This window comes from Bordetella avium, from assembly GCF_034424645.1.
In the GTDB taxonomy this organism is placed as follows: domain Bacteria; phylum Pseudomonadota; class Gammaproteobacteria; order Burkholderiales; family Burkholderiaceae_B; genus Bordetella; species Bordetella avium.
Map to the genome: position 1 here is coordinate 2,992,090 of NZ_CP139969.1, position 26,130 is coordinate 3,018,219.

The window sequence follows — 26,130 nt, forward strand, 5'->3', positions numbered from 1 at the left end:
TGCCGCCTCCTGCCCAACAAACCTCAGACCACGAAGGTCTGGGCCATGCCGTCTTGCTGAGGCACGATCTCGCCGAGGCGGCTGACTGCTTCACCCTGGGCACGCAGCGTGGCGGAAATGGCGTCGGCCTGATCGGCCGCAACCACCAGCACCATACCGATGCCGCAGTTAAAGACGCGGTACATCTCGGAGTCGGCCACGGCGCCTTGCTGCTGCAACCACTGGAACAACTGGGGCATCTGCCAGCCGTCGCGATAGAGTTTGGCCGACAGGCCTTGCTGCAAAATGCGCGGCACGTTGTCGAGCAAACCGCCGCCCGTAATGTGCGCCAGGCCCTTGATGGCCGTGCCATGCTCGGCCAGGGCCGCCAGCACCTGCTTCACATAGATGCGCGTGGGCGCCATGACGACATCGACCAGCGGCTGGCCGTGAAAGTCCTGATCCGGACGGGCGCCGGCGCGCTCCAGAATTTTGCGCACCAGCGAATAACCGTTGGAGTGCGCGCCGCTAGAGGCCAGACCCAGCACCACATCGCCGGGCTGAATGGATTTGCCATCGATGATGGCCGTTTTTTCGACCGCGCCAACCGCGAAACCGGCGAGGTCATATTCGCCGTCCGGGTACATGCCGGGCATTTCAGCGGTTTCGCCACCGATCAGAGCGCAGCCCGCCAGCTCGCAACCACGGGCGATGCCGCCCACGACGGCGGCGGCGGTATCGACCGACAACTTGCCGCAGGCGAAGTAATCGAGGAAGAAGAGCGGCTCGGCGCCCTGCACCAGGATGTCGTTCACGCTCATGGCCACCAGATCGATACCGACGGTGTCATGGCGGTTCCAGTCGAAAGCCAGACGCAGCTTGGTGCCCACGCCGTCGGTTCCCGACACCAACACCGGTTCACGGTATTTCTTGGGCACCTCGAACAGGGCGCCGAAACCGCCGATGCCCGCCAGCACACCCGGGCGCATGGTGCGCGCGGCCAGGGGCTTGATGCGGTCGACCAGCGCATCGCCGGCGTCGATATCGACCCCGGCGTCGCGGTAGGTCAGGGGAGCGCTATGTTCATTAGTCATGAGAAAAACCGTGGGGTATGTAACAATTGCGGGTTTTGGAAGTAGCTAGCCCGGGATTTTAGACGAAGCGGGAGGATGCGGCAGGCGAGCCAGGCCGCGACGCCCGATTTCTCGCTTTCTGGCCGTGTTTTTCCTCGCTTTTTCGGGCTTTTCCGGGCCTTTCTCTCTTTAGGTGCCGGTTTAACGTTCCTGGCGCCACCTTTGTAAGACGGCGATGGCTTTCGTAGTTTAAAGTTCAGGGTCAGCCCGCTCCCAGCCCGTTTTATCGCAATTCCAATGAACCGCCAGCTGCTGCTCGACGTACTTCCTGCGCCAGCGCCTTCGCTGAACAACTTCATTGCCGGCCCCAATGGCGAGGCTCTGGCCGCCGCTCGCGCGCTCGCCCCCGGACGCGCTGTCTATCTGTGGGGCCCGGCAGGCAGCGGCCGTACCCATTTGCTGCGCGGACTGCGCCCCAACGCGGTGTACATCGACGCGGCCAGCGGGCCCAAGCTGCTGCGCCAACTGGCCGAGGCCGACTCCACGGCGCCCATGCCGGCCATCATCGCCGTCGATGATGTGCATTTAATGGATAAAGCCAGGCAGGCGGCGCTATTCGCCCTGTACAATCGCTGGCGCGAATCCGCCGCGACCGACCGCGCCTTCGCGCTGGCGGTGGCCGGCGACCGGGCCCCCATGTCGCTGCCCTTGCGCGAAGACCTGCGCACCCGCCTCGGCTGGGATCTGGTCTTCCGCCTTGAGCCTCTTTCGGATGCAGACAAATTGTCCGCGCTCTCGGCTCAAGCCGCAGACCGCGGCTTGCAGTTGGCGCCAGAAGTCATCAACTGGATGCTCACGCACCATGAGCGCGACATCCGCAAGCTGGCCTCGCTCCTGGACGCGCTGGATCGCTATTCCCTGGCCACAGGCCGCCCCATCACCACGGCGCTTTTACGCGCCATGCTTGCCGAATCTCAAGTCAAATGAGCCCCCGCCGCATCGCCCTGTTCGACCTGGATCACACCCTGCTGCCCTTGGACAGCGATTATCAATGGGCCGATTACCTGGCTCGAACGGGCCGGGCTGGTGACCCGGATGAAGCACGCCGCCGCAACGACGAGCTGATGGACCGCTACAACGGCGGCGAACTCACCGCCGAGCAGGCGGCCGAATTCATGCTGGGCCTGCTGGCCGCGCACAATCCGGTCGATCTGGCCGCCTGGCACGAAACCTTCATGACCGAGGTGATCCGTCCGGCCATGTTGCCCGCCGCCATCGAGCTGGTCAGCAAGCACCTGAGCGCGGGCGATCTGTGCATCGTGGTCACGGCCACCAACGGCTTTGTCACCGCGCCCATCACGCGCGCCTTCGGCATCCCTCACCTGATCGCCACAGATGCCGAGTATCGCAATGGCCGTTACACTGGACGCATCGAGGGCACGCCCAGCTTCAAGGAAGGCAAGGTGCTGCGGGTCAAGCAATGGCTGGCAGACCGCCAGTTGTCATTGGCTGATTTTGCCGAATCCTATTTCTACAGTGATTCGTCCAACGACATTCCTTTGCTGGAAGTCGTGACCCACCCTGTCGCCACCAACCCCAGCGCCAGTCTGCGCCAGACCGCGCAAGAACGCGGATGGCCAGTGCTGGATCTGTTCGACTATCTCGTAGACACCAAGTCCTGATGATCACCGACACCATACGAAAATTCGTCGGACGCCTGTTCGGCCCGGTCAACCGAGGCCCGCAGCGCATCGCGCAAGAGCGCCACGGCATTGATCGCCGTAACGTCTCGCGCCATGCCATCAAAGTTTGCGAAGTGCTGCGCCAGCATGGTTACGAAGCCTATATCGTGGGCGGCGCGGTGCGCGATCTGATCGTGGGCCTGGAGCCCAAAGATTTTGACGTCGCCACCAATGCTACGCCTGAGCAGATCCGCCCCTTGTTCCGCCGCGCACGCATCATCGGCCGGCGCTTCCAGTTGGTGCATGTCGTCTTCGGCCAAGAGATCATAGAAACCTCCACCTTCCGCGCTCCGGCCTCGGCCGAGCAGGAAACCGACGAGCACGGCCGCATTCTGCGTGACAACGTGTTCGGCAGCCACGAAGAAGACGCGGCGCGGCGCGATTTCACCATGAATGCGCTGTACTACGACCCGCACACCGAAGAGGTTATCGACTACCACAACGGGGTGCAGGATCTGAAAAAGCGTCAGATCCGCATGATCGGCGATCCGGTCACGCGCTACCGCGAAGACCCGGTGCGCATGCTGCGCGCCGTGCGTTTTGCGGCCAAGCTCAATGGCACGATCGATCCGGCCACGCGCCAGCCTATCGCCACCATGGCCGAGCTCATCGAAAACGTGCCGGCCTCGCGTCTGTTCGACGAAATGCTCAAGCTGCTGACCTGCGGTCATGCGATGGACTGCCTGCGCCAGTTGCGCGCCGATGGCCTGCACCACGGCCTGCTGCCCCTGCTCGATGTCGTGCTGGAGCAGCCCGGCGGCGAGCACTTTGTCGAACTGGCCCTGGAGCGCACCGACGCCCGCGTGCGCGCCGGTAAAACGATCAGCCCCAGCTTTCTCTTCGCCGCCTTGCTGTGGCAACAGGTCGAGTCGCGCTGGAAGGAACTGCGCGGCCAAGGCGACCACAACATTCCCTCGCTGGTGCAGGCGGCCGACTCGGTGCTGGACGAGCAGACAGAAAAACTCGCCATCCAGCGCCGTTTCTCTTCCGACATGCGCGAGATCTGGTTCATGCAGCCGCGCTTTGAACGCCGTGGCGGCAAGACCATCTATCGCTTGATTGAACAGCCGCGCTTTCGCGCCGCCTGCGATTTTCTACAGTTGCGCGCCGCCGCCGGCGAGTTCGACAGCGTGCTGGCCCAATGGTGGATGGATCTCGCCAACGCCGATGATGCGACGCGCGCCGAGATGATCGAGGAGGCCTCCCACCAACCGCGTGAAAACGCCCCCGAAGAAAGCAGCGGCACGGCCCGCCGCCGCCGCCGTCCGCGCCGCCGCCGCGCCAGCCCCGCAGAATGAGCGTGCGCGCCTATATCGGCCTGGGCGCCAATCTCGGAGACGGCCCTGCCACGCTGCGCGCCGTTCTCGCGGAAATTTCCGCTTTGTCAGGGGTGAGGCGCTGCGAAGCCTCGCCCTTTTACCGTTCGGCGCCGGTAGAGGCCAGCGGTCCGGATTTCACCAATGCCGCCGCCGCGCTGGACACCACGCTGACGCCGCTGGAACTGCTCGATGCCCTACAGGATCTGGAGCGCTGCCACGGCCGCCAGCGCCCTTACAAAAACGCGCCGCGCACCCTGGATCTAGACCTGCTGATCTATGGCGATCTCGTCATGGACACGCCCCGCCTTGTGCTGCCGCACCCGCGACTGCATGAACGGGCTTTCGTGCTCTATCCCCTGCGCGACATCGCGCCGACGCTGCGGTTTGCCCAGGGCACTTACTGCGACCTGCTGCGGGCACTGAACGATCAGGCCATCGAACGCTTATAGGGCCACGGATCGGCCTGGCCGTGCTCTACTGTTGAACAGCGCGATCCTGCGCTCTTTTCCTGGTGAGCCTTCCCATGACCAAGCCCTACGCCATCGCGGCCGTCAACGCCGCTCTGCTGGTAATGGATTATCAGCACGGCATTCTGGACAACACGCTTTGCGCAGACCAGGCCCGCGCAGCGCTCTGCGCGACGGCGCAGATGCTCGCAGCCGCCCGCGAGACAGGCACGCAGGTCATCTACGTCACGCTCTCTTTTCGGCCTGGCTACCCTGAGGTTAGCCCGAATAACCGGGTTTTCTCGGGCATGAAGGCAGAGGGACGCTTCATGCAGGGCGCGGCGGACACCGCCATCCATCCGGCCGTCGCGCCAAAGGACGGAGAGCCCGTGGTCATCAAGCATCGCTACGGCGCCTTCTCGGAAACGGACCTGAACACCCTGCTGCGGGCCAAGGGCATTAACACCCTGGTGCTTTGCGGGATCAGCACCTCGGGCGTCGTGCTCTCGACCCTGCGGCAGGCCGCTGACCTGGATTACCGGATCGTCGTGGCGCGCGAGGGATGCGCCGATAGCGACCCGGAGGTGCATCGCGTCCTGCTCGACAAAATCCTCGTCAAGCACGCCGAGGTGCGCAGCGTGCCAGACATCGCCGCCGCCCTGCACGCTGCATGATAAAAAAGGCCGGCAGGCCCTCGCCCCTTTCCCAAACCCTGCGATCAGACGCCGACCTGGCCACCGTCGGCGCGCTGGATCACGACCGTCGATGAACGCGGACGCACCCTGCCCGTGGGCGTCTGGGTGGCGTCATCCGTGCCATAGGCCGGCCAGTTCACCGGATGCTGCACGTTCAGAAAAATGGCTGTGTAGTCGGGCATGAAGGCAAAGCCGGTGATTTCGGCCTCATCCGGGCCGACAAAGAAGCGGCGCAGATCGGCCTGATTGGCGGCATTGATGGCAGGACCGCTGCCACTGCTATGGGCCAGCGAACCCGGAATCACGGCCAGCATCTGATCGTTAACGGTCCGGGCCACATCATTTTTGCGGCCATTGTCGATGCCGTTGTCGGTCTGAATCCAGAGGATGCCCCGGTCATCGAAAGCCAGGCCGTCGGGGCTGGCCAACTCATTGAGCGCCGTCAGGCCGGAACGGTTGGTGTCGGCATCCGCGCCGGCGCTCGAACCAAACAGGAAAATATCCCACTTGAACTGGGTGGAGCCGGGCTCATCGTGCCAACGCACGATATGGCCATTGACATTATTCAGGCGCGGATTGGCCGGATTGGTGCCCTTGCTGGCGTTGCGCGCGGTGTTGTTGGTCAGGCTCAGATAGATATCGCCATTGCTGGGATGGGTGGCCGTCCACTCGGGGCGGTCCATCGGGGTGGCGCCGACAAAATCGGCCGCCGCGCGGGTGTTGATGAGGATGTTCTCCAGCGCGCCGAACTCCTGACCTAGCGTGCGCACGCCATCCAGACCGACCGTCTCGGGCGTAAGCGGCAGCCACACACCGCTGCCGTCGGCATCAAAGCGGGCGACATACAGGGTGCCCCGATCCAGATACTTAGCGCCGACGGTCAGACGGTCGCTGCGCTGGGCATCCTTGGGGTCCCAGACCGCCTCGGAGACGAAGCGGTACAGATACTCGAATTGCGAATCATCGCCGGTATAGAAAGCAATTGGCTTGCCGGCTTCCAGCTTGCTATAGGTGCAGCCCTCGTGCGCGAAGCGGCCCATGGCGGTGCGCTTGGTGGCGATGCTGGCCGGATCATAGGGGTCGATTTCAACCAGATAGCCGAAACCATTGACCTCATTACGCCAATCCTGCGTGGCGTCCCCCCCGGTAGGCGTCACATCGAAGCGGGCGAACTCGCCCTGTTGCTCGGACGGATCATTGGCCGCGGTTTCCCATTGATAACGGCCTCGGGCGGTCGCCACGCCGACACGCACCTGGTGCGGCGGACGCGGGGCCGTATTGACGAAGCAGGCGGCCCAATTCTCTTCGGCCGTGATGTAAGTGCCCCAGGGCGTCGTGCCATTGCCGCAATTATTGTTGGTGCCGCGCACGGTCGAGCCATTGGGCGAGTACGGCGTCTTGACCCAGTCGGTGCCCGCGACCGGGCCGCTCAGCTTCATGGGCGTTGCCGACGTGAAACGGCGGTTAAAGCGCGAATTCGGCACAATAGACCACTTCCCACCCTGGCGGCGGATATGCATCACCGCCACGCCGTGGGCATTGATTTCCTTGCGCACCTCTTCGACCGGACGCTTGCCTGCAAGCACCGTCGGGCCGTTGGGATGCAGCGCGGCTTGGTCGATGTATTCGTGATTGACGACCAACAAGCCTTCGTTCGAACTGCCTTCCAAGGCGAAGTAATGCATGCCGTCGTGGTGCATGCCGGTCGAATTGAGCAAGTCATTCGAGGAGTTATTGCCGTCCTTGTCCCAGGGCTGGGCATTGTCATTGAGCGGCGTGCCCCAGGCGCCCAGAACATGCGCGACGTAACCAGCCGGCACGACACAGGCATGCGTCATGGAAGCCGGCAGCGATTGGAAACCCAGTTTGAGCGCGGCCTGGGGCTTGGCGGGCGTAGCGGCGTCATCCTCATCGTCGCTCCCCCCGCAGGCGGCCAGGCCGAGGGTGCTCATTCCGGCCAAGGCGACCAGGCTGCCCCGCATCACGGCGCGGCGCGACAAATTGCGCTCAAGAATGTCGCTGAAAGGCCGGTTGCCGCTCGGATTGCGGACGATCTTGTCTGTTATGGACTTGCTCATTTGGGCTCCTGTCGGGGAGTTAGGCCATTGGAAAAGCAAGATCCTAAGAAGCGAAAGTTAATCGCTCATGACAGCAAGCCGAAAGCATCCCGAGGGCGATACGACAGGAAATCTCAACGCGAATGCCACCAGTGCAGCAGGGGCTGAAAGACATCGGCCACCAAGTAAGGACCGGCCCCCCATACAGCGGTCCAGGCAAGCGCGCCGACGATGTTGGCGGCCAGAAAGCGATGAAACGGCATGCCTGCCGAACCGGCGATCAGACCATTGAGTTGACGCAGCACGACCACGAAGCGCGCACCCATCACGACATAGACGCCCCGCTTGCGGAATTGCGCTTCAAGGCTCGCCAGGCGTTCCGGGGTGATTTTCACGAAATGTCCGTAACGCAGCAACAAACGGCGGCCTCCGAAACGGCCAATGGCATAGCCTGTGCAATCGCCCAGCACCGCTCCCAGAAAAACGGCGATCAGCATGCCGGGGAAAGACATCTCGCCATGCAAGGCCAGCAAAGAAGACGCCACCACGGCGGACTCGCCGGGTACGGGCGCGCCCATGGATTCCAGATAGAGGCAGGCGAACAACAGCCAGGCGCCATAGGTCAGCAATAGATGGTGCAGCGTTTCCATAAGCGGGATTCAGCAGCTCTCGCCTGCCTGCTGCAACAGGCGGCGAGCGCGGCCGATGACGGGCGCGTCAACCATTTTCCCGTCCAGTTTGAAGGCGGCCTGACCGCCCTCCCGGTGAGCGCGCACGACCTGCCGCGCCCATTCGAGATCGGCCAGGGGCGGCAGAAAGGCCTCATGCACGACCGGCACCTGGGTGGGATGAATGCACAGCAGGCCGCCAAAACCCATATCGCGAGCGCGAATGGCTGCAGCGCGCAGGCCCGAGGTGTTCTGAATGCCCGGAAACACGCCATACAGCGGCTGCGCCAGACCCGCCACGCGGCCATGCAGCAGCAATTGCACCCGGGCGTGGTCTAGCACCCGATCGGCGCCTTCGGTATCGGGCGTCATGGAAAGATCGAGCGAGTAATCCAGCGAGCCGAAAGCCAGCCGCTGCACCCCGGGCGTGGCGGCGATCTCGGCCAGATTGAGCACACCACGGGCCGTCTCGATGATGGGAATCACCGGGATATTGGTCTGGGCCGCATGCCGGACCTGGGCCAGGCTCTCGGCCTTGGGCAGCACGATGCCGCTGACGCCTGCCCGCCCGCGCAAGGCGCGCAGATCGGCGTCATGCCAGGGCGTGCTGGCGTCGTTGACGCGCACCCACAGACGGACATCCGGCTGGCTGTTCAGAAAGCCCAGCAGGGCGGTGCGGGCGCTGTCTTTGGCAAGATGCTCGACGGCATCTTCGAGATCGACGATGACAACGTCGGCCCCGGTGGCCAGGGCTTTGGGAATGCGATCGGGCCGGGTGGCCGGTACGAAGAGCGCAGTACGAATGACTGGGGGCATTACACGACCTCCTCGGCATGCAGGCGCGCCACCTCATCGGGCGCGTACTCCAGCGATGCTAACACCGCGTCGGCATGCTCACCCGCGGCCGGCACAGCATCCTTAGGCGGGCTAAAGGCATTGCTGCGCGTCGGCGGCAGGAAAGACGGGATAGGCCCGACCGGACTGCCCCCCTCACGCCAGTTGCCGGGGGCAAAAAGGCGCAGCGGTGGCCGGCTCCAGACTGACGACAGCAATGCCGTCCAGAGGCCGGGACGCGCTCAGGCTTCGAAGCGCAATTCGGCCTGATGCGCCAGCGTGCCGTCTTGCGCGGCCCATAGGCGCGCTTGTCCGGGCGCCTCGATCAGGCCGGACACCTCGAAAGCTTGCGGCGAGATGAGCGGCCGCAGTCCACGATAGGCATAGTGCTTCAGGCGCGCTGCGGGATGCGCGCGGCAAAAGGCCGCCAGCATGGATGTGGCGATCAAAGGGCCATGCACCACCAGACCGGGATAGCCCTCGACCTCGGTCACATAGGGATGGTCATAATGGATGCGGTGGCCGTTGAAGGTTACGGCGGAATAGCGAAACAGCAATACCGCATCGGGCGCTATGGTTTCGCGCCACTGTCCCTGAGCTGCCGGTTCGCTGCCTTGCAGCTTGGGCGGCGTGGGCTGGCGATAGACGATGTCCTGCTCTTCGGAGATGGCCACCCGCCCATCTTGCAGATACTCATGGCGTACGGTGACAAACAGCAACTGGCCGGTGCGGCCTGTTTTTTCCTGGATATCCATCACGGTAGACACACGCTCGGCCGGCAGGCCGATACGTAAGGCCGAATGAAAATTCACGCGCCCGCCCGCCCACATGCGGTTGCGGCCATCGGCCGGCGGCAGAAAACCGCCACGCGCCGGATGGCCATCCAGGCCGATGCCGCAGGGGTCGACGGCCTTGATGAAATAGGCCCACTGCCACAGCGGCGGCAAGGCATCGCCCGCCAGGGGAGCGCCCAGCGTGGCGGCAATACGCTGCGCGTGCGCCGGGTCCAGCGTGTCAGCAATGTGTTCGGTCTTGCCTAGCCACTGCTCCAGGGCCTGCTCTGACATGACTGCTCTCCTTTATGTGTCGTCCCCCAGAGGATGCCGGGTCCGGCCTCGTCTGTAAATTCGTTTTTTCTCACCGCGGGGCTGGGCTCGATCTGGCATAGCTGACAAGCCCAGCCCCGCCATGAGCGTTGGGGAACTCGCCCAAAGCGCATCACTGCCTCACCAGTCTTATAAGCGCAGCGGCTCCCGGAAGTCGAAAAACCTCATCCCTACACTGCAAACGATTAACGTCGGCCCTCTCATCCTGCCCCAAACAGGTTGCTGATATCCCGGCCGCCGATTTGTTTGCTGCCTACCCAAACACCCTCGCCATGAACAAGAACTGCTATCGCCTGCGCCGGCATGGGCGCACCGGCCAATGGATCGCGGTCGCGGAGATCCGCAGCGGCGTCGCCTGCGGGAGCGCCGGCCTCTTTATCGGTCGCTCCCGCCTGCTGATCCGCCTGCTTCCCCTGGCAGGCCTGCTCATGGCGCTGCCCGCGCGGGCCGCCATCGTGCCCGATGGCCCGCAGGTCTCGGCCATTCCCGCGCCTAATGGCGTGCCTGTCATCAATATCGCCCCGCCTGACAGCCAGGGCCTGTCGCGCAACCGCTTCGAGAAACTGGATATCGAGCAGCCCGGCGCCGTTTTCAACAACAGCACCCACGATGGCCGCTCGCAACTGGCCGGATACATCCTCAAGAACCCCAAACTGGGCAGCGGCCCGCCGGCCGACAGCATCCTGGCCGAAGTCACCTCGCCCGGCGAACCCTCAAGGCTCCAAGGCACGCTGGAGATTTTTGGCAAACGCGCCGCACTTATCATCGCCAACCCCAACGGTATCAGTGTCGATGGCCTGTCCACCCTCAACACCCGGGCCCTCACCTTATCGACCGGGTCTGTCCGGCACGACAACAAGACCCTGACGCTATGGACACAACAAGGCACCATCGACATCGGCGCTGGGGGTGTGAACACCGACGGCCTGCAAACCTTCGACCTCATCGCACAGAGCATGCGGATCAACGGTCCGATCGCCCCGGCCTCCTCATCCCCCGCCACCCTGAGACTACAAGCCGGCCATAACCAACTCGACCTGCGCAGCGGCCAAATCACCGCCCTGCCCGCCCCAGCCGCAACACCGCAGACCCTGATCAGCGCCAGCGCGCTGGGCGCCATGCATGGCGCCCACATCTATATCCAGGCCACCGACGCCGGTGCCGGCGTGCGCCTGCAGGGATCGCTGCGATCTCCCAGTGACATCCGCGTGCAAGCCAACGGCGATATTGTTCTTGCCCACAGCACCGCCCGTGGCAATACCTTCATCAAGGCCGGGCAGACTGTCACCCTGGCCCAGGCCGGCAACATCATCTCCGGTGAAGCCCTGAGCATTCAGACAGGCGGCCAGGTCGCGTTCGCGGGCAATGCCCACGCCAACACCCTGCATATCCAGGCGCAATCCCTGTCCCTGACCTCGGCCCTGCTCAGCGTGGAGGGCAAAAACGCGCAAACACCGGCCGCCGCTATCCAACTGACTGGCGACTACCAAAGCCAGGCGGACTGGCAGGCGGCCGTCCCCGACACCTCGGTCAAGACCGACGCTCAAGGCAGACCGCCATCGTTTGCACCCGACACGACGCCGGCCGCCCGCCCCTCTCCCCGCAGCTGCTGCGGCCTGCTTGTGCGACAGGGCGATACCCACATCCAGGCAGGCACCCTGGACAACCAAGGTTTGCTCAGTGTGGGCGGCGGCGAACTCCGCATTGAAACCCAGGGTGAGCTGCGAAACCCCGGCATCATCAGCGCGCAAGGCGCGCTGACACTGGCCACGCAACAAGCCCTGCACAACTCCGGCGCACTCCAGGGCGAACAGCTGACCCTCGCCAGCGCCAGCCTGAGCAATCACGGCGCCCTGAATGCCTTCTCGGGCCCTCTCACGCTCGACCTGGACCAAACCCTGGACAATACGGGCACGATAGACGCCGCCGGCGAACTACGCATCCGCGCCCGCGGCGGCGCAGACAACAGCGGCACCCTCATGGGCGACAGCCTGTCCCTCCAGGCCGACACCCTGCACAACACCGGCGAACTAAGCACCGGCCACGGCAAACTGACTATCGACGTCCAGAATGATCTGCGCAATACCGGCCGCATCGAGGGCGCGCTCGACACCATCCTGCGTGCCGCGTCTGTGCGCAATGGCGATCAGGCGCGGCTGCAAGGCAAGACACTGGCCCTGGTGGCCGCCTCCCTGGACAACGACGGTGATATCTGGGGTCAGAATGCCGCCCTGCTCGCCCCGCAGCGCCTCGCTAATACCGGCCATATCAACGCCGCGGAACAACTGGACATCGAGACTGGCGCACATCGAGGCCAGGGGCAGATCACTGGAGCGCGCGTGCGCTTTAAAACGGGCGCCGACCTGGTGCTCGACGGCCATGCCCCCTCGGCCACCGAGTTCCTGGACCTCGTAGCGCCTCGGATTCAGATCCAAGCCCCCATCAGCCAGACCGCAACCCTGCGCCTGGAAGCCAAGGCGGGCAACATCGACAACTATGCCGCCCTCGAGTCGGGGGGCGACATCATCTTGAACGCCCAGGCAGACATCAACAACCATGACGGCGCCCTGATCTGGGCCCAGCGCAACATCGGTCTGAAAAGCCAGCGCATCCTCAATCACTCGCACGGCCTGATCTACGCCAACGCAGCTGCCGCCATCCAGGCCGCACAGTTGCTGCGCAATCTGAGCGGCCGCATCGAGAGCCGCGGCGACATGGTCATCGACACCCCCAAGCTCGAGAACCTCTCAACGCTGACCGGCAGCGTGGGCTTCAACCCAAAGACCGGCCAACAGATCGGCCGCGCCGTCGCCGCGCGCACCTTCCCGCTCACGCTCATCGCGATGGAGCTGCAACCCTTTATTGCAAGCGAAATCGTTTCCTCACTGGCGGTCCAACAAGGTGTCATTCACAGCGGCGGCAATATGGACATTAATCAGCATCGCCGCCTGAACCAAGCCAATCAGGTGCTCAACCAGGGGCGGCTGACGACCCAGGGCACACAGCGTATCGACGCCGATGTCCGCAATCAATCCTTCTCCCGCCAGATTTCCATACAGGACTACCTGAAGAACATAGACGGCATCGAAATCAAAACGACGCACAGCGCAGCAATCCTCACCCCCAAGACGGAGCGCTTCGCCAGCCTGTTCGACCTGATGCAACATATTTTCGATGGTCAATCGAGCACTATCTGGGGCCTGTATACCTATTCGCACGCCTGGTATGCCGACGCCCTCGCCAGCTACTCCATCAATGCCTCTCCCCGGCTCAGTGACGCCTTGAGCCACGCCCTAGGCGCCGACTGGAAGGGCCTGAGCGAGGCGCAGCTCGGCCAACGCTGGCGGGAATTCAAGGAAGGCCGGCGCGGCAGCACCATGACCTTCTACCCCAAGCTCAAAACCACCCTGGGCGGCTATGCAGGCTTGCATGTCAATGGCAGCCTGCAAAACGGCGAGAACGTCACCACGCTTTTGCCATCAGGGCTTGATGCCTCACTGCAAGCCGCCCTCGAACAGGCCATCAAAAACTGGAATCTACCTCGTCCGTCCGACACCGGCAGCACCCCGCCGGCCGACAACACCACACCCGGCACCGAACCCGACAGCCAAGCGCTGTTCGAAACCCTCATCGACGGTGTCAAACATCGCTTTCCCACCAAGGAAGCAATGCAAAACTTCCTCGCGCAAGAGGCCCAGCGCAAAGCCGAAGAAGAACGCACCCGGCAACGCGCCGAGGAACAGGCCAAACGCCGCGAAGCCGCACACCGCCAGGCCTACTACGTATCAACGCTGCAAGACAGCGATTTCAAGGCCGCGCTTGACGACACTCTGGCCAATCATCATCTGTTCGGCCACTCTGGTGCCGCTGTAAACGCCGGCACCCCCTATTACGAGTCCCGCGTGCCATTCGTCAAGCAGGAAGCGTTCTACGGATCAGACTACTTTTTTGAGAAAATCGGCTATACCCCAGGCGAAAAAACTTATGTCGGTGGCGACAACTACTTCGACACCATCCTCATACAGCGCCAGGCGGAGCGATTGATGGGCGCGCAGTATCTGCGTCAAGCCGCCAGCGGCGCGGCCTTGGCCAAGGCCCTCATAGACAACGCCGCGCAAGCCCGAACCGCGCTGAGCCTGCAAGTCGGCAAAGCCTTGAACGCCACCCAGCTGGCCGGGCTGAAAGACGATATCGTCTGGTACGTCTGGACCCCGGTCAATGGCACAGTCGTGCTCATGCCCAAGGTATACCTCAGCGATCGCACCGTCGCCGCCCTGGCTGCTCAACAAGCCGCAGGCGGCGCAGTCATGGCCTCCGGCGGCGATATCCGTATCGTCACGGAGCATGGCGATGTCATGCAAAACAATGCCCTGACGCTTGCCCGCAATATCGATATCCAGGTCCAGGAGGGCGACGTCAAAATCATCAACAGCGACCACGTTCACGGTGGCATCCAGGCCGATCAGACTGCCCACCTGCAGGGCCGCAACCTCTACATCAAGGGCGGTATCCTCAGGGGCCGGCATCTGGAGCTGGACGCGGACCGCAATCTGGAGATTCTGACCGGCATGACGACCGACGAGGAGGCCGCCCTCGTCAAAGATCACACAACTGGCCTGTTTGCCGAGCAGGCGCTCACACTCAAGGCCGGCCAACACCTCAACACCCTGGGCGCCAGCCTGAGCGGCCAGCAACTGTCGCTGACGGCTCAGACCCTGAATCTGGGCGAGGTGCGCGAAATCTCCAGCAGCCAAAGGCTGGAGCTTGATCTGGGCCTGCTGGGCGCGCGCATCACCCAAACCCACCAGACCCGCGACCAGGGCGCGGGCTCGACCCTCTCCGCCCGGGACCTGAAGATCGACGTGGCCCAGGACCTGCTCATGAGGGGCGGCCGCATCCAGGCCGAGCACAGCCAAGTAGACGTCGGCGGTCGGATGATGGCCGCCGCCAGCGCCACGCACAGCATCTATCGGCAGCAAGAAACGACTTTCGGCCTCCTGGCCAGCGGCCGGGCGGGTGCCGGCGGCAAGGAAGCCAGCTTCGAGAGCGTCGGCGGCAAAATGCAGAGCCATGCCGGCGACGGCCAAATGGCGGGGGCAGAACTGAAATTCGGCCTGTATTTCGAGAACGCCAAAACGGAAAGCCAGACCACCACCCAGCAAAATGCCCAGCTAAACCTGGGTAACGGCAAGGTATGGGTGACGAAGACTTTCGACATGGGCGGCGCCGACATCAACGCCGACCGCAACCAGGCCTCGGCCCTGCACGATGGCAATCTGAACATCACTGCGGGTGACATCGCCAACACCAAATACCTTGATATCCACGAGCAACACGAAACAAGCCAGAGCTTTTTCCTCGGCACCAAAGCCAGCGCTCAATCTTCCTTGATCGATGTGGCCACCCACGCCGGCGTCACCGCCCAACAGGCCGCGCAGGGACGCGAGGTCGATCCGCTGATGACAACTGCCCAGGTCGCGGGCGACCTCAGCAATCTGCTGCTCAATGACACCGCCGAACTCACCCTGAGCGCGGGCATGGAGATTGGCAACAGCAAATCCCATTACAGGCGCACCGCGGAAAACACCAATGTCGTAGGCGGCAACATACGGCTGGTCAGCAACCAGGGCGATATCCGGCTCGCTGGCACGCAGTTCTCCGGCGGCCAACACGTTGACCTGATCTCGGCCCGCAACATCGTGCTGACGTCCGCCAAGACCAACGAAAAATCATGGGGGGAGCAACACAGCGTCAGCCTCTACATGAACGGATCCGCCAGCTGCAACGCCATCCAGGCATCCTGCGGCCTGGGCGTCAACCTGAGCATGGCCGGCTCGCACAGCATCAGCAACAACGACAGCCTGCTGCATAACCACAGCCGCATCCTGGCCCAACAGGTCAAGCTCGATAGCAAGCGCGATCTGCTGTTGCTGGGCGCGCGCGCCCAGGCCAGCGGACCCATTCTGGCCAAGGTCGGCGGCGCGCTGCATGTGCAAACCCAGCTCGACACCCAACAGAGCAAGACCCAGGGCGGCAGCTGGAATGCCTCGATGGGCGCGGCCATCAATAACCGCACCCTCGGCACCCTAACCTTCAACCTGGGCGGGACCGCGCGCCACGAACACGACAACTCTGCCCTGGCCAAACAGATCGCCGGCCTCGCCGCCAACGACAAGCTGGACCTGAGCGTACAGGGCAATGCCCGATTGACCGGCGGCGAGATCAGTGCCGCCGGCAAAGGCGCCAAGGTGGACATCAAGGGCACCTTGTCCGTCGCTGACCTTAAGGAATACCGTGACCACGATGGCGGCTATGCCGGCGGCTCCATCGGCATCTCCGGCACCACCAGCCTGCCCACCGTCTCCCTTTCGGGCGGCCGCATCGCCGGCGAGCATTTCGCCGCCACCCTGCATAGCACCATCGACGTCGGCCAGCGCCAAGGCCATGGCCAGATAAGCACTGGGGCCACAGAGGGCCAGCTCAATGAAAACGTCAGCCGTATCCGCACGATCGAAGACGATAGAAAGTGGGCCCAAAATGACATCAACATCACCCTCTCCAAACTCGATCTGGGAAGGAAAAAGGCCAAGCAAGAGCAGGACGAGGGCAATCTGGACGGGCCCTTAGCTACGGATTTCAAGAAGGGCGGAAAGTTCGGCAAGATCACCCCCCAGGATAGCGATGCGCCGGACAACGACAGCCCACGTCCGATGGCAGTCGCCGATCTTGACCACATCAATGTGACACTGGTCTCCTACCAGCGACACCCCTCAGACAGCACCCAGGATCCCCCCACCCCCACGGGTGACACCGGCAGCATCCGGCAGCGCCCTGACGCCGTCCTCGAGGACAGCCTCTCGCATGGGGCGCCCCGCCAACCGGCCGCCGGGTCAGGCGGGGATGCCGACCTGCCGATCTCCGAAGGCATCGGCCACGGCATGGTAGATCTCTTCGCACTGGGCTTTGAGCTGCGCCGCAGCGGCGACACCAATGCCTTGCTGCATGAGCTCAAATATGAAACGCACACGCGGCAGGCCATCGAAGATCTGCCCGCTCCCCAGCGCGAAGCGCTTGATTTTTACCGTGGCGCTAAACACATACCCGGGCTTTCCTTCGCCGATATCAACACCGTTTTACGCACCGGCAAGACGCTGAACCCGGCCCATACACAGCCCGCCGCCGACCTGGCCGCCGCCATATCCCAGGCGCTTGATCAACTGCCCGGCGCATCCTCCACCTCCTATCGATGGGTCGATGGCAGCGTCATGCCAGCCATAGACCTGCTCCAGCCCGGCACCCGATTTGCAGACAAAGCCCTGATGTCTACTTCCGCCAGCGCACACCATGTGCGAAAAGCAATGCGCGCCCACATGGAACTCGGCGAACCCATGAAGCCCGTATTCTTCCTTGTGGAAGGCGAGACGGGCATCAACGTCGGCAACGTCACCAAACAATCCGAAATCATCTTTAAACCCAATACCATCTTTGAAGTCAACCATCGTGAGCAAAGACACATCCGGTATGCACCCAATGTCTCCGAACAGACCGATTTCATTGTCATCAAAGAAAGCAAACCCAAGAACGGACAGCCCGTACTGGACCTGACAACAGGCCAGATCAACGGCCCTGAAATCCGCGTTGCGGCCGCCACGGAATCTGCCTCTTTCCTGAACGACAACCCTAGTTCCCCGCCGCAGAACCGCCCGCAAAGCCAAACCGATCCGTACCGCAAACGCACCGTCGTGGTAGTCGGCGACGATCTCCAAGCCCTGCAATCGGCTGAACGCCTGGCTGACAAGCACCCCGCGAACACCGAGCTGCGGCAATGGCTGGCATCCGGTGAGACAAAGATCTTGCGCGCCGCCCCAGACATGGCGGCTGGCCCGGAAAAAATCCAGATCGTCGGTCATGGCAATACCGCGGACAAACCGCCGACCATCGGGGGCTATAGCGCGGCCGAACTCGCGACCCAGATCCAACCCTTACTCGGCCACACGCCCGCCAAGATCGCGCTCGTCTCATGCGGCTCGGGAAACTGCCCCGGCAAGGACATCAGCAGCCTGCTTCAGGCCCACCTGCCCGCAACGCCTGTCAAGGGATACGGCGGCAACATCGATGTCGTCCCCGATGGGCGCAAAATCAGTGTCGAGAGCGGCGGCCTGGGTCCCAAGCGCGTGCCGGCCAAAACCACAGAGCCGGGCGCCAAGCGCGCGACGGATAAAAAAATCAACGTTAAAAGCAGGAGCCAAGACAAAACGGCGAAGCAGAAGAAAACGGCTGCCGAGTCCCCCGCTGCACAGACCGACGTGCTGGCGAAGTATTTGTCCGACCTCGACAATAAAAAGCGCTTCGATTTCGTGCAGGGCAAGGAGATGGAACACTCGGATGAAACGGAGTTCTATGTCAACGAAGGGCCAGACGTGCGTGTCATGCAGACGTCTGATCCGCATGCCCGGCATATGTATACCAATAGTTATTCGGCTAGTGAGTGGTATATCCACGAGCCGGATCTGCGCACCCGGCCGGAACCGCGTTTCAACACCACCGATGTCGCGGTGGCGCAGTTCATACGCGCGGGATCAGAAGAGGGTTTTCTGAATCAGCGGCCTGCCAAACTCACCTTTGGTTTGCACCTGCAGAACTTCAAAAGCATCGTCGGGCAAGGCGATACCGTGTCCCTATCAGACTTCCTGGCGACAAGCCCTGCGGGCCGGCGCGCGCAGAACCTCATGCAGGCGATCGGCGTGCAGGCGCAAAGCATAGAAACGGATATGCAACGCAGCCGGATATCGCTGAATGTGCAAACCAGACCAGATGCTCCGGCCGATATGCTGGCGGACTACTTCGCCCAGCCCGCACGCAAGACAGCAGTCGAGATGTTGCTGAACTCACCGGACTTCCACTGGCGCAAAGAAAATCGTCCGAACCTGCCAGGCAGCACGCATTTTCTGTCGGATAGAAATCCCGACCTGCCCATGAACCTGTTCGTCAACGCCTTCTCTCCATCGACATGGACCGTGCTGAGCATCGCCCGGCCCAACCGCGACCGGCCTTATTTCGCCAACGATGTCATGCTGGCCCAATACGCTAACGTCGCCAAAAAACACGGCTACTACGGCACCCTGCCTTCGCGTTTCGTACAGGACCACATCAGTAACGCACAATCGCTCAAGTTTTTCAGCGAGGCGGGTCCTGCGCCGGACATCCAGCGCTATCTCAAAGAAACCCCCAACGGGAAGTACACCAACCGCATCCTCGACGCCTTGGATATGCATGCAACCTCGCTGTCCTTCGACCCGGTGAGCCGCAACGCGACGATGGATATCGCGCCGAATCGCCAGCCCGCCGCCAAAGCGGCGGCAGGCCGATCCGTCAATACCGTTCGGCGCAACACGACACTCGCCACCGGCATCCGCGCCGACGCCCAGGCATCCCGCAGCAGCGGGCCGCCCCCCATGGGCGGACGGCCTCCAACCGCACGCCCCAAGGAATATCCCAGCCGGCAGGATACCGACGCGGCAAGCCGCAAAGCCGCTATCCCCAAAGACACCCCGGCCCCCAAACATCTGCCCGCCAGCGGCACTCCCAAGGAAGCCGGCCAGAGCGCCCTCAAGAGAACAAGCAAATCCGTCGCCACCACGCCCGCCAAATCCGCATTGCGGACCAAGGAGGACGGCACGGCCAAAACGCATCCGGCAAAAGCCAGGACAGACACAACAGCCAAGAAATATGGCTATTACGGCCAACAGCCCAAGGCCATTGTTCGCGACAACATCGTCAACGAGGCTACAGCGCAATTCTTCGAACAGGCCGGCTCTCAACCAGACCGGGGACGCTTGCTGAAAGCCCCCCCCAATGGAAAACATATCCAACGCATTCTGGAAGGCTTGGGTATGCATGCCACACCGCTGCAAGAATCGCCCGAGGGGAAACAGGCCATCCTCAGCGTCGCACCCAACGTGGCGCCGACCTCTGGCGAGGCGAAGCGCAAGACTCTTCCCGCCTCGTCCTACCTGCCCGTTTCGCAAGCGGCCGGCAAAGTGGAAAGGCCGGGCGCCAACTTGGCAAACCCGCCCCCTCACCTTGGCAGCCATCCTGACTATGGACGCCGTATCGTCGTGCTAGCCGACAACGAGCCCCTGACACGCCAGGCAGCCCGCCGACTGGCGGCAAAGCACGCCAACAACACAGTAATCATGCAGCAACTACCTTCTGGAGAACTGAAACTGTTGCGCGCCGCTGTCAACACGAAAAAAGGACCCGTTAAGATCCAACTGGTGGGTCACGGCGCAACCGCGGATGGCCAGCCTACCCTGGGCGGCCGCGATGCACGATCCCTCATCGAGGGCATCAGCCCCCTATTGACCGACGCTGTGAGCAAACTGTCACTGGTCGCCTGCGACTCCGGCGCGTGCTCAGGCCAGGATCTGCGCAGCCAGGTCGAACAAACATTGCAACGGCCGGAGATCGCGGTCAAAGGCTATCAGGGCAAGATCGATATCGCTCCGGAGGGCCATAAAATCCGCGTGGCCAAGGGCGGTCTGGGCGACGACGACTCCAGCAGCAGCAGCAGCACCGATAGCGACAGCGACTCCGAACCAGACAGCAGGCTGTCCGCCTTCTTTGCCGAGCAAAGGCAGCAACAGCAACGCAGGCAGACGCTGCAACAAATCTTCCAATTGCTGCCCAGGCTGAGTCCGGCACAGGCCGGGCAGTACGCGGACAACTATCTGTCCATGATGTCGGAGAACCAGCCCGCAGCGCAGGTGCTCTCGCCGCACGAAGCCATCGCACTGATGCATTACATCCACGCCAGCGGCGACATCAACCAGGCCTTACGCGCTCAGGCGCCCTCAGGGCCCGTGCAAGCCTTGATCGAAGCGGCCGATTCAGGCGCGCGCCACTTGATCGAAGCGGGCTTCCATAACGAGAAAGGGTTGGTGCACCGAGGGCAATGGGCACAGCCGCTGGAGCAGCTCGAAGAAGGTGGCATCTATGTCGAACCAGCCATGATGTCCACATCGGAAAATGTCGCAACTGCCCGACAGTACCTCAACCCTCAGGAAGGCCCAACCGCCTTGCTGCACATCGCCGGACGAGGCGCGAGCATCACACCGCTCGCTAATTTGACAGATCCGATCTTCGACAGCATCCAGGAAGTGCTCTTCCCTAGCCACACTCCGTTGCGCCTGCGCCTGAAGGCCTACGACAATCAAAACGTGCTGCGGGCAGTGCTAGAGGATGCGCAGATGCAGGCGCGCCCGGATGCGGGTATGGTCGACGCGCTGGTCGACTATCCACTATACAGTCCCGAAGGGCCTCGCCTGCGCCCATCCGCAGCCGCCCGACGTCACAGCGTGACCGGCATCTACCCGGCGCATTCTGTCGAAAACCCATCAGCGACCGACGCATCGGCGGCGCAGGCCGCTCCCACGCCCAGCCCCGCCACGGGGTCAAAACGCCCCCTGCCTGCCGAGGCCGCGTCATCCGGCAGCGCACCGCCGCCGGCCAAGCGCGCCCTGCCCGCCCAGGCACAAACATCAGACGAAACCATCCACGCCGCGGCATCTTCTGAGGTCCCACAGGTATTGGCAGCCTATCTCTCCGACCCTGATAACAGACGCCGCTTCGATTTCGTAATGAATTACATGGAGCACAGGGATCTCACGGAAAACCCCGAGTACAGCATCCCTGGGATGGAGGTCATCCAGAGCAAGGACCCTGGACCCAAGCATAGCTACCGCAATGTCATTGCGCCCAACAACTGGACGGTGCTGGCACCCGAGGTCCGAACTCAGCCTGAGCCGCGCTTTAACAGTACCGACGTGGTTCTGGCGCAATACCTGGTGGCGGGCTCAGAGCATGGTTTCCAAAACCAGCTGCCCAGCACCATCAGTTTCAGACTCAACGATAGTGATAAACAAAAAGTGGCCCCGTATGCGGATCAGGCCGCAGGCCTACACGCCTTCATTAACGAGACGCAGGCAGGCAAACAGGCCCGGCGCCTGCTGGCTGGCTTAAACATCAAGCCAAGCGGCTATGCCATCGATGCATCAGACGTGAAGTTTGCTTTCGACACATCCCAGGCAAGGGCTGGCGATGCTCTTGGCAATTATCTCGCCACGCCCGAACGCAGGGCAGCCATCGACTTACTGACCCAAAGCGGGCAATTTTATTTCCGGCATGAAGGCGGCTTCAACTACCTGCTCAGCGATAGGGACCCTGGCGTCTTCCAAAACAGCTTCACCAATGCCTATTCTCCAGACACCTGGATCATGCAGGCCAACTATCGCAGGAACAAAACGCCGCCCTATTTTGCAAGCGATGTCGTGCTGGCGCAGTATGCGATGATGTCCAAGGCCTATGGCTACGAGAACGAACGCCCCTCGAAAATCGTGCAGGAAAACATCATCAATACGATGACCCTGGATTATCTCGAAGACACCGATGCGCCCGATTTACAGGAATTCCTCGAGGAAACCCCTCTTGGCAAACATACACAGCATCTTCTGAATGGACTACAGATGCACGGCACGCGACTAGACTGGGATCCTGACGATAAATCCGCAACGGTGCACGCCAGACCAAACGATTAGGCTAGGCAAACGCGCGATCCCTGCCCCTGTCAAGGCTAAGAATGCCAAGCTCAGCAGGCAGCGGAGCCAGCCCGCGGGCGGGCCAGCTCCATTGCCCTCAATGCACGGGGTTAGGCAACCACCGGGATCTTGCCGATCTTGGCCTGCCAGGTTTTGGGACCGGTGGTGTGCACCGAGGTGCCTTGGGCATCCACGGCAACGGTCACGGGCATGTCCTTGACGTCGAACTCGTAGATGGCCTCCATGCCGAGGTCTTCGAAAGCCAGCACCTTGGCCTCGCGGATGGCCTTGGACACCAGATAGGCCGCGCCGCCAACCGCCATGAGGTAGGCGGATTGATGCTTCTTGATGGCCTCGATGGCGACCGGGCCGCGCTCGGACTTACCGATCATGGAGATCAGGCCAGTCTGGGCCAGCATCATCTCGGTGAACTTGTCCATGCGGGTGGCGGTAGTGGGACCTGCCGGGCCGACCACTTCGTCACGCACCGGATCGACCGGGCCGACGTAATAGATCACGCGGTTGGTGAAGTCCACCGGCAGCGTCTCGCCGCGAGCCAGCATGTCCTGGATTCGCTTGTGCGCGGCATCGCGGCCGGTCAGCATCTTACCCGACAGCAGCAGCGTCTGGCCCGGCTTCCAGCTCGCCACTTCTTCGCGGGTCAGCGTGTCCAGATTCACTTGCTTGGACTTGTTGTAGTCGGGCGCCCAGTGCACATCGGGCCACTCGCTCAGGGAGGGCGGATCGAGACGGGCCGGGCCGGAGCCGTCCAGCACGAAATGCGCATGACGTGTGGCGGCGCAATTCGGGATCATGGCCACGGGCTTGGAGGCGGCATGGGTCGGGAAGGTGCTGATCTTGACGTCTAGCACCGTGGTCAAGCCTCCCAGACCCTGGGCGCCGATGCCCAGCGCATTGACCTTCTCGTAGAGTTCGATACGCAGCTCTTCGAGCTTGTTCTGCGGGCCGCGGGCCAGCAGCTCATACATATCGATATCTTCCATGAGCGACTGCTTGGCCATCAGCATGGCTTTTTCGGCCGTGCCGCCCACGCCGATACCCAGCATGCCCGGCGGGCACCAGCCCGCGCCCATGGTCGGCACGGTCTTGAGCACCCAGTCCACCAGCGAGTCGCTGGGATTGAGCATGGCGAACTTGGTTTTGTTCTCGGAGCCGCCGCCCTTGGAGGCGACTTGCACGTCGACCGTGTTGCCCGGCACGAGTTCGACGTGCAGGATACAGGGCGTGTTGTCGCGCGTGTTCTTGCGCGCGAAGATCGGGTCGTCCAGCACGGAGGCGCGCAGCGGGTTTTCCGGGTTGGTATAACCGCGGCGCACCCCTTCGTCACAGAGCGCTTGCAGGGTGTGCTTGGTGTCAAAGCGTACGTCCATGCCGATCTTCAGGAAGACGTTGACGATGCCGGTGTCCTGACAAAGCGGACGCTTGCCCTCGGCGCACATGCGCGAGTTGGTCAGGATCTGCGCCATGGCGTCGCGCGCAGCCGGGCTTTCTTCGCGCTCGTAGGCGCGCGCCAGGTGGCGGATGTAATCGACGGGGTGGTAGTAGCTGATGAACTGAATCCCGTCGGCAATCGACTGAACCAGATCTTCTTCTTTGATGATGACGGTCATGGTAGTACGGTGAGAAACAACGAAAACAACAGGCCGGGCGGCAAACCCGGCCTCGCGTGAAATAGTTTTATTTGCCCTGCCACACCGGCTTGCGTTTTTCGGCGAAGGCGGTCGCGCCTTCCTTGGCGTCGGCGGACTCGAAAATATGCGCGATCAGCGGACGCTGGCGCTCGAACATTTCGGATTGCTGCCAATCCAGCGACTGCTGCACGATGCCCTTGGCGGTCTGCACGGCCAGGGGGCCGTTCTCGACGATGACGCGGGCCAGGGTCAGCGCGCCTTCGAGCGCCTGACCGGCTTCGGTCAGGCGATTGACCAGGCCAAGCTGATAGGCCCGCTCGGCGCTCAGCATGTCTCCGGTCAGGACGATTTCCATGGCGACGTGATAAGGCAGGCGGCGCGGCAGGCGGATCATGCCGCCCGAACCGGCAACCAGGCCACGCTTGACTTCCGGCAGGCCGAATTTGGCATTACCGGCGGCCACGATCAGATCGCAGGCCAGCGCCATCTCGCAGCCCCCCGCCAGGGCATAGCCCTCAACCGCGGCGATCAGCGGCTTTTGGGGCGGGCGCTCGTTCAAACCGGCGAACCCCCGGCCCGGAATCAGCGGGCGCTGGCGGCTTTGCGCAAAGGCCTTGAGATCCATGCCCGATGAAAAGGTGCCGCCCGCGCCAGTGAGAATACCGATGCGGATGTCATCGCTGGCGTCCAGCTGATCCAGCGCGGCGGCCATCGCCTCGGCGGTTTCCAGGTTGATGGCGTTTTTGGCGTCGGGACGATTGATCGTGATGATCTGAATACCGCCGGTGACTTCCACCTTGATGAGTTCGGACATGTTGGCTCCTTCCGCCGGATTGACCGGTTTTATATAAGACTGGGGCAAAGGGCAATGATACGACCATTGAGCCGGCGCATGGCAGCCGCCGGGCGGTTAAGGCGCTGGCTGGGCGGCAAAAAACCCTGTTGCGCGCCCCTGCCGCCCGTGACCGGCCGCAAGCCAGTTAAAATCATTGGTTTTCCCGCGTCCGCGCGCCCGGCCCTGCCCTTGCGGCACGGCGACCGCTAGCCACGAACCCTATGCTTACCTTTCAGCAAATCATCCTCACGCTCCAGGAGTACTGGGACAAACAAGGTTGCGCCCTGCTGCAACCCTATGACATGGAAGTCGGCGCCGGTACTTCGCACACGGCGACCTTTCTGCGCGCCATCGGCCCGGAGCCCTGGCGCGCGGCCTATGTCCAGCCCTCGCGCCGCCCCAAGGACGGCCGCTACGGCGAAAACCCCAACCGCTTGCAGCACTACTACCAATATCAGGTCGTGCTCAAGCCGGCTCCCCCGGAAATCCTCGACCTGTATATCGGTTCGCTCAAGGCTTTGGGCATAGACCCGGCCCAGCACGACATCCGCTTTGTCGAAGACGACTGGGAAAACCCGACGCTGGGCGCCTGGGGCCTGGGCTGGGAAGTCTGGCTCAACGGCATGGAAGTGACGCAGTTCACCTATTTCCAGCAGGTCGGCGGCCTGGATTGCACGCCGACCACGGGCGAGATCACCTACGGCCTGGAACGCCTGGCCATGTACCTCCAAAACGTCGAGAGCGTGTATGACCTCGTCTGGACGGAAGGCGCCAACGGTCAGCGCGTGCTGTACCGCGACGTGTTCCACCAGAACGAAGTGGAGCAATCCACCTACAACTTCGAACATTCTTCGGCCGAGATGCTGTTCGCGCATTTCAATGACTACGAAGCCGAGGCCAAGCGCCTGATGGAAGTCCCGCTGGCGCTGCCGGCCTATGAGGCCGCGCTGAAAGCCGCCCATACTTTCAATATGCTCGACGCGCGCGGCGCGATCAGCGTCACCGAGCGCGCCGCCTATATCGGCCGCATCCGCAACCTGTCGCGCGCTGTCGCGCAGGCCTATTACGACTCCCGTGAACGACTGGGTTTCCCCATGCTGCGCAACAAAGCCGGGGAGGCTGCCTGAC

The 26,130-nt window shown here is 62.7% G+C and carries 15 protein-coding genes; 7 read left to right on the forward strand and 8 right to left on the reverse strand.

The genetic code is table 11. From position 1 onward, the window contains the following. Positions 1–23: 23 nt before the first annotated feature. Positions 24–1,073 carry a phosphoribosylformylglycinamidine cyclo-ligase gene (purM, locus tag U0029_RS13845; RefSeq protein ID WP_114852435.1) on the reverse strand — a complete coding sequence of 350 codons (1,050 nt, stop codon included), beginning with the start codon at positions 1,071–1,073 and terminating at the stop codon, positions 24–26. Between the two features lie 276 nt (positions 1,074–1,349). Between purM and hda the strand changes: the two genes are divergently transcribed. The 5 genes from hda (at position 1,350) to U0029_RS13870 (ending at position 5,233) form a co-directional block, all read left to right on the forward strand. Continuing rightward, complete coding sequence (gene hda, locus U0029_RS13850; protein ID WP_012416418.1) at positions 1,350–2,039, forward strand: DnaA regulatory inactivator Hda; 690 nt, start codon at positions 1,350–1,352, stop codon at positions 2,037–2,039. Next, a complete protein-coding gene (locus U0029_RS13855; protein ID WP_012416417.1) occupies positions 2,036–2,734 on the forward strand; it encodes an HAD family hydrolase in 699 nt (232 codons plus the stop codon). The genes hda and U0029_RS13855 overlap by 4 nt, the downstream gene beginning before the upstream one ends. Further along, positions 2,734–4,092, forward strand: coding sequence for a polynucleotide adenylyltransferase PcnB (gene pcnB / locus U0029_RS13860; RefSeq protein ID WP_012416416.1), 1,359 nt, complete (start codon positions 2,734–2,736; stop codon positions 4,090–4,092). Before U0029_RS13855 ends, pcnB begins: the two co-directional genes overlap by 1 nt. Then, the gene (locus U0029_RS13865) at positions 4,089–4,562 is read left to right on the forward strand and encodes a 2-amino-4-hydroxy-6-hydroxymethyldihydropteridine diphosphokinase (protein ID WP_114852436.1); all 474 of its coding nucleotides are present in this window, start codon (positions 4,089–4,091) and stop codon (positions 4,560–4,562) included. The genes pcnB and U0029_RS13865 overlap by 4 nt, the downstream gene beginning before the upstream one ends. A 74-nt stretch (positions 4,563–4,636) precedes the next feature. Beyond that, the gene (locus tag U0029_RS13870) at positions 4,637–5,233 is read left to right on the forward strand and encodes a cysteine hydrolase family protein (protein ID WP_114852437.1); all 597 of its coding nucleotides are present in this window, start codon (positions 4,637–4,639) and stop codon (positions 5,231–5,233) included. Positions 5,234–5,277: 44 nt separating this feature from the next. On the opposite strand, the gene U0029_RS13875 is transcribed toward U0029_RS13870, so the two are convergent. From U0029_RS13875 to U0029_RS13895, 5 genes are all read right to left on the reverse strand, one after another. Then, a complete protein-coding gene (locus U0029_RS13875) occupies positions 5,278–7,332 on the reverse strand; it encodes a PhoX family protein (protein ID WP_114852438.1) in 2,055 nt (684 codons plus the stop codon). A 113-nt stretch (positions 7,333–7,445) separates the two neighbouring features. Next, positions 7,446–7,961: a DedA family protein gene (locus U0029_RS13880; protein WP_114852439.1), complete on the reverse strand. Its 516-nt coding sequence runs from the start codon at positions 7,959–7,961 to the stop codon at positions 7,446–7,448. A 9-nt stretch (positions 7,962–7,970) separates the two neighbouring features. After that, complete coding sequence (locus tag U0029_RS13885; protein WP_012416411.1) at positions 7,971–8,795, reverse strand: HpcH/HpaI aldolase/citrate lyase family protein; 825 nt, start codon at positions 8,793–8,795, stop codon at positions 7,971–7,973. After that, the gene (locus U0029_RS13890; protein WP_236824205.1) at positions 8,795–9,031 is read right to left on the reverse strand and encodes a hypothetical protein; all 237 of its coding nucleotides are present in this window, start codon (positions 9,029–9,031) and stop codon (positions 8,795–8,797) included. The genes U0029_RS13885 and U0029_RS13890 overlap by 1 nt, the downstream gene beginning before the upstream one ends. Positions 9,032–9,055: 24 nt before the next feature. Further along, a complete protein-coding gene (locus U0029_RS13895) occupies positions 9,056–9,880 on the reverse strand; it encodes an FAS1-like dehydratase domain-containing protein (protein ID WP_114852440.1) in 825 nt (274 codons plus the stop codon). A 311-nt stretch (positions 9,881–10,191) separates the two neighbouring features. On the opposite strand from U0029_RS13895, the gene U0029_RS13900 reads away from it, so the two are divergent. Beyond that, positions 10,192–22,515, forward strand: coding sequence for a C80 family cysteine peptidase (locus tag U0029_RS13900; protein WP_114852441.1), 12,324 nt, complete (start codon positions 10,192–10,194; stop codon positions 22,513–22,515). 110 nt (positions 22,516–22,625) lie between these two features. Here U0029_RS13900 and U0029_RS13905 read toward each other — a convergent pair whose 3' ends face one another. Both U0029_RS13905 and U0029_RS13910 read right to left on the reverse strand, forming a co-directional pair. Next, entirely contained in the window at positions 22,626–24,146 is a 1,521-nt protein-coding gene (locus tag U0029_RS13905) for a fumarate hydratase (protein WP_012416407.1), read from the reverse strand. 67 nt (positions 24,147–24,213) lie between these two features. Further along, positions 24,214–24,981, reverse strand: coding sequence for a crotonase/enoyl-CoA hydratase family protein (locus U0029_RS13910; protein WP_114852442.1), 768 nt, complete (start codon positions 24,979–24,981; stop codon positions 24,214–24,216). Between the two features lie 242 nt (positions 24,982–25,223). Here U0029_RS13910 and glyQ point away from each other — a divergent pair, with 242 nt between their 5' ends. After that, on the forward strand, positions 25,224–26,129 hold the full coding sequence (gene glyQ, locus U0029_RS13915) for a glycine--tRNA ligase subunit alpha (protein WP_012416405.1): 906 nt from the start codon (positions 25,224–25,226) through the stop codon (positions 26,127–26,129). The last annotated feature ends 1 nt before the right edge of the window (position 26,130 follow it).